The organism is Rhodococcus sp. P4_B6, from assembly GCF_056402215.1.
This window is the reverse complement of the sequence record NZ_JBFUHV010000407.1, coordinates 1-2,040: the sequence shown is the minus strand read 5'-3', so window position 1 is coordinate 2,040 and position 2,040 is coordinate 1. Positions and strand designations below refer to the sequence as shown.

The 2,040-nt window shown below is 63.3% G+C and carries 2 protein-coding genes and 1 pseudogene; all 3 read left to right on the top strand.

Going from position 1 to position 2,040, the window contains the following annotated elements; all coding sequences use genetic code 11:
* Positions 1-443, top strand: a 443-nt coding sequence (locus tag AC1DWT_RS51045; protein ID WP_477926241.1) for a ParA family protein, incomplete at its 5' end; no start/stop codon positions are given.
* Positions 443-955, top strand: a complete 513-nt coding sequence (locus AC1DWT_RS51040) for a hypothetical protein (RefSeq protein ID WP_206014047.1) — start codon at positions 443-445, stop codon at positions 953-955. The genes AC1DWT_RS51045 and AC1DWT_RS51040, both read left to right, overlap by 1 nt.
* Before the next feature lie 393 nt (positions 956-1,348).
* Positions 1,349-2,040: pseudogene (locus AC1DWT_RS51035) on the top strand (alpha/beta hydrolase); the annotation flags it as partial.

The following is a 2,040-nucleotide window of genomic DNA, read 5'->3' as shown; positions in this document are numbered from 1 at the left end:
TCCTGCGCAAGGCCCTCGCCGGCGCCCCCGATGTCGACTTCAACCTCCTCGACTGCCCCGGAGACTTCGACCACCTGACCATCAGCGCACTCGTCGCCTGCACCGACGTGCTCGCCGCTGTCATGACGGGAGCGATGGAACTCGAAGCGCTCATGCGGATCGAGAACTACATCAGCGAGCAGGTCGAGTTGCTCAACCCCACCGCACGGCTCAATCACATTCTGTGCGGCCGCGTCGAACTCGGCCAGATCATCGACCAGCAGGTCCTCGCCGCGCTCCGCGAGACCTACCCCGAGCAGACGATGCGCACCATCATCCCGAAGTCGGTCCGTGTCAGCGAAAGTTACAGCGCCGAAGAACCCGTCGTCAGGTGGGCACCGTCGTCGTCGGCGGCACGCGCCTACCGCGACGCCGCCCGAGAACTCGTCGAAAGGATGCCCTGATGAGCGCGACACGTAAGCCCGGACTCGCCAGCAACCCCCTCGACCGACGTCCCCAGCCTCGCGCAGGCGCCCATCAGGTCGGGACGTGCTCGAGAACTCGTCGAAAGGATCTCCTGATCAACGTGACCCGTGAGTCCGGACTCGCCAACAGCCCCGCCGAACGCAAGCGGCGGCTGCCGAACCTCGTCGAGCAGGGCGTGGACGTCGCACGAGAAGCGGCCACCAACGGCGAAACCCAGCAGGGGCCGGTGGCCCCCGACGAGGAAACGACCACCAAACGGGTACCCGCGGACAAGACGCTGGAATCCATCTATATCAACCGCGCCAAGGTCGAAGGCGGCAAGAATGCTGTCGCCGCGATCGGCCATATCGCCGGCGCCCCCGACAGTTGGTCCGACCTCGTCGACGAAGCCCTCGCCCGCTACCTCTCCGTTCTCGAACGCGAATACAACGATGGCGAACCCTTCCCGCCGCGCAACGCCGAACGCGTCCGGGGATCACGCATCAAGTAGCCGCCCAGGCGGTCGGTACGCTCGGTCTGCATGGTCTCGAGCGCATTCGTGACGACCAGAGCGTGCCCGCCCGGACGCATCGTTGAAAGGTAAAGACAGGCAAGGCTTTCCGACTGGTCGATATCGGGTGAACCAATGGATATCGAATCGCAGGGTCTGCGAATGCGAGTCTGCCACGACAACGGCCACACCCACGCCGACAGCAAACTCGACGCCCTCACCAAGGCGACGGCGGTCCTCACCGAGGTATCGAGGCCGATTTCAGCGGCCGGTGTGGCTGCTTCGCCGGTAACGGCGCTCCCAATGCTATGGGTGTGCCAGGATTTATCCGAGTAGATACTCGGACCGAGCCCGAACACAAGGTTCGGGCGGTCGCCATTCAGGGTGGTTGACATGCGGTTTGTGAACCAAATAACGGCGATTGCGTTTGTCTCGATTCTCGTCAGCTCAGCGTGTGGCAGCAATTCCGATCCGTCCGGTTCGCCACCGACGGCTGTGGCTCATCCGCCGGCGGAGTTTGTCGAAGGTCCGTGCGCGCAGACGCCAAATCCGGTCCCACTGCTGGAGAATGCTCGCTGCGGCGAACTATTGGTACCGGTGAACCGCACCAGAGAAGACAGCGGATCCTTGCGCTTGGCAGTGGCGATCGTTCCGTCGGAAACGCAGCCGCCGGCCAAGGCTCCGATCGTCTTTCTCATGGGCGGGCCCGGTCAGGATGCAGTCACCGATCCCCCGGTCAACCCGGACGTGCCGCTGAACCGTGATCGCGATCTGATCCTGATGGGACAGCGCGGCAACATCACGTCCAGCTCGCCGTTGCCCTGCCCGGAGATTTTCGAGTTCTTCGCCAACAGGATCGGAATGGCGTGGAACGCTGAGTCCACACGGGATGCGTACGTAGAAGCGGTGCAGGAGTGCCACGACCGCCTCGCTCCCACCGTTGACCTCTCGGCGTTCAATTCGACCGAGAGCACCTATGACCTGATTGATTTACGCAAGGCACTCGGCCTCGAGAAGTGGAATGTGTTCTCCCACTCGTACGGTACCGACCTTGCGCTGATCTACATGCGTCAAGACGCCGACGC